The sequence below is a fragment of the Pseudobutyrivibrio sp. OR37 genome, from assembly GCF_900113655.1.
In the GTDB taxonomy this organism is placed as follows: Bacteria; Bacillota; Clostridia; order Lachnospirales; family Lachnospiraceae; genus Pseudobutyrivibrio.
In genome coordinates, this window is record NZ_FOQF01000064.1 from 1 (window position 1) to 3469 (window position 3469).

Consider the following 3469-nt stretch of genomic DNA (forward strand, 5'->3'; position numbering starts at 1 on the left):
TTGAGTTCAATTCCGAGTCAAAATAAATCTGACTTGTTTACTATAAAGGTTTCGTTTCATTAAGAAACTAAATGAATTTCAAGGATACATGTTTTCTGAAAACTTGTATTAATTCAAGGTTTGTTTCACTGTTCAGTTATCAATCTTCGTTTTTTCTTTTGCTCTGTGTGACTTGCTCTCCCTCAGTGCTTGATTATAATATCACCCTGAATGCCTAGTGTCAACGGGATTTTTGCAATTTATCAAAGTAAATCAATAGTGAACAAAATCACTTATTGTTTGAATTGTGTTAATTGTTTATACAGTATGTAAATAATCCATTTTAATTATAGATTAAAATGTTTTCTTCCTATATAAATAGGCATCTAACCATTAATTGGTTAGATGCCTCTCTAATCGTCTCTAGTCCTTAATGTGCTTTATCATATCCTGCGCAAGCTGCTTTGCTTCCTTCGTAAGAAACAACTCTTTATAAGCCAAATATGCTTCTGCATCACTTATCTCCATCTTTCCTTCACGTAAAGCCCTTCTTATAGATACATACAAATCATAATAATCAATTGCAGCTTGATTGCTATCCTTTAATACCATCGAATCCATAGCTAAACTCCTCCATGAATTCATAATATCATTCCCATGTGACTAATCCGTTAAAATATAAATCGATTTAAACCAAGCTTATTCTAAAACATAGCGGGCTATCAGATACAAATGACTTTGTCTTCTTTATAATCATATCAGTGTCCCTTCTTTCAAACTGTAAATTCTCACCAGTAGATAAGAGACTCACATGATCAATTATCATGCCTCGCATCGGCTGATGTTTGAAGGCTTTGATTTTTGCATCTGCATCTATAGGTTTCATCCAGAATGCATAAACATATCCATTCTTATATGTAAATCTATAGTCCGATTCATTGTACTCTACTTCTTCTGAATCGTTGAAAGAACCTCCGGTAATGGCAGAATTTCCCTCTTTATACTGATTCCAACAAGACGTGCCATATATTCCTTCACCATTTTTTGAAAGCCATTCACCAATCTCCTTTAGGACATTCTCTTCTTCTTTTGTAAAACTTCCATCTGCCTTAGGGCCTATATTTAAAAGAAAATTTCCGTTTTTGCTGACAGTATCAATCAGGTCACATATTAGCTTATAACTACTTTTAAAGGTATTATTTTTAATATAGCCCCAAGATTTGTTGCCTATTGCAGTATCTGTCTGCCAATATCTAGGTGAAATATCATGCAGCCCACCTCTTTCCATATCAAAAGTTGCTACATCAGGTGGGAAAGCATAATGTTTGTAGCATATTGTAACCTCCTTATCCCACTCAACTGCCCTATTATAATAGTATGCACATAACTTCTTCAAATATGGTTTATATTCTTTATTTTGAATTGCAGTATCAAAGTAAATCATTAAAGGCTGAAATTTATCAATTATTTCAGCTGTTTTAACAAGCCAATCATTTAGCCAATCTTTATCAGGTCCTACACATTCAGGATTTTCTGTCAATCCATCGAATCCAACATTTATATATTCTGATCGAAGAACTGCTGGTCCATAAAAATCGCGATAATTATCATCACTTACATCACTTTCTATCTCTCGACCTAGATTCATAAAATAATAATGCTCTGCTCTGTGAGAAGATCCGCAGAAGACAAGGCCTTGATTTTCGCATTCTACTTTTAATTCTCCACAAATATTTTTCTTAGGTCCCATTGCTGCAGCGTTCCAGCGATTTAACTCAGAATCGTACATAGAAAATCCATCATGATGTTCCATCACTGGTACAATATATTTAGCGCCAGCATTTTTAAAAACCTCAATCCAACGTTTAGCATCAAATTTTTCTGCAGTAAACATAGGAATGAAATCTTTATAGCCAAAATCCTTCTGATTCCCGTAATGCTCAATATGGAACTTGTACTCTTCACTTCGCATATTATACATGCTTCGTGAATACCACTCATTTCCAAAAGCTGGAACGCTGTACAAACCATAATGAATAAATATTCCAAATTTAGCATCGCAAAACCACTTTGGGCTTTCGTGTTTTGAAAGTGATTCCCAAGATGGTTTGTATATACCTTCATGGTTCACAACTTCTATTTGCTCTAGATAATCTTCTTTAGTCATTTTGATATACCTTCCCATGTTTTATTTGTAATTTTATTTACATTATTATATCAACACGTTAAATTACAAATAACCGGCGAAAGTATAGTATTATTCCCTTAGATTTACTACTTTAGAATTAAATAAGGGTTCCACCTTAGATAATCACCAGATACCAATGAATATCTTATTTTACGCTTTTTTCCTATGATGCTATCATGAAATCTGCTTTCTCCGTGGCAGTGTCCATAGATAACCTGTTCAACTTTGTACATCTCTGCTATCTTTGTAAAAATACTATTTGCTTGAAGAATGTTTGTTGGAGGGTAATGTAAAAACATTATAAACTTTTGATAACCATCAGCCTTAGCTTTTTCAAATGATGTAATCAATCTTTCATATTCCCTCTTAACTAGTTTTTCAGCATGTTCAGCTTCTTTTTCATCCCAGCCTTCTATATTTCCATAGTTATCAACATAAAATGGTCCTTCAAAGGTATATCCTTTTGTACCAACAAGAGCATAATCTTTATAGGTATAATAATTATTCTGCAAAAATTCCAACTTTCCTTTATACATTTCATTAAGTTTTTCTGTTTTATTAGCATCCCAAAACATATCGTGATTTCCTCGAAGAAGTATCTTTCGTCCTGGAAGCTCTATGATATACTCAAGATCTTTTTGACATTCATTAATATTTCTACCCCAACTATGATCTCCCACTAAGACAAGTGTATCATCTTCGTTTATTACCTTATGACAATTATCCATTAATTTTTTCTCATGATTTTGCCATACTTTATCTTCAATTTGATTTCTAGCCTTCAGTTCTGATTCAAAATGTAAGTGTAAATCTCCAATAGCATATAAACTCATAAATCCCTCCATAGCTTCGCTTAAAATCTGTCCTAACTACATAATTATAACAAAAAAGAGCCTCCTTAAAGGAGACTCTATAAGAACAAGCTTCACTTATTCATATCGGGTGGGTAGAGGGGTTCGAACCCTCGACCTTCGGAACCACAATCCGACGCGCTAACCAGCTGTGCCACACCCACCATATTAAAAACGCAGAGGGTGGGATTCGAACCCACGCGCCCTTGCGGACAAACGGTTTTCAAGACCGCCTCGTTATGACCACTTCGATACCTCTGCATATTTAACTGACTCCGACGGGAATCGAACCCGTGTTACCGCCGTGAAAGGGCGATGTCTTAACCGCTTGACCACGGAGCCATATTATCCAATATTTTATTAAAAAAGCAAGCAATCTCTATTGGGTGGTGCTTGCTAATTCTTTATTAGCAACCTCAAAACTTCACACAGTAAAACTTTGTCTTCCGAT

At 34.7% G+C, this 3469-nt stretch carries 3 protein-coding genes and 3 tRNA genes; all 6 read right to left on the minus strand.

Going from position 1 to position 3469, the window contains the following annotated elements; genetic code table 11:
- Positions 1–402: 402 nt before the first annotated feature.
- Entirely contained in the window at positions 403–600 is a 198-nt protein-coding gene (locus tag BM097_RS15765) for a hypothetical protein (RefSeq protein WP_090552623.1), read from the minus strand.
- Between the two features lie 67 nt (positions 601–667).
- Entirely contained in the window at positions 668–2146 is a 1479-nt protein-coding gene (locus BM097_RS15770; protein WP_090552626.1) for an alpha-L-fucosidase, read from the minus strand.
- 107 nt (positions 2147–2253) lie between these two features.
- Positions 2254–3000 carry a metallophosphoesterase gene (locus tag BM097_RS15775; RefSeq protein WP_090552630.1) on the minus strand — a complete coding sequence of 249 codons (747 nt, stop codon included), beginning with the start codon at positions 2998–3000 and terminating at the stop codon, positions 2254–2256.
- A gap of 108 nt (positions 3001–3108) precedes the next feature.
- Positions 3109–3182: transfer RNA gene (locus BM097_RS15780), tRNA-His, on the minus strand.
- Positions 3183–3193: 11 nt separating this feature from the next.
- Positions 3194–3279 (minus strand) — tRNA-Ser (locus BM097_RS15785).
- A 9-nt stretch (positions 3280–3288) separates the two neighbouring features.
- A tRNA-Glu gene (locus BM097_RS15790) sits at positions 3289–3360 on the minus strand.
- Positions 3361–3469 lie beyond the last annotated feature (109 nt).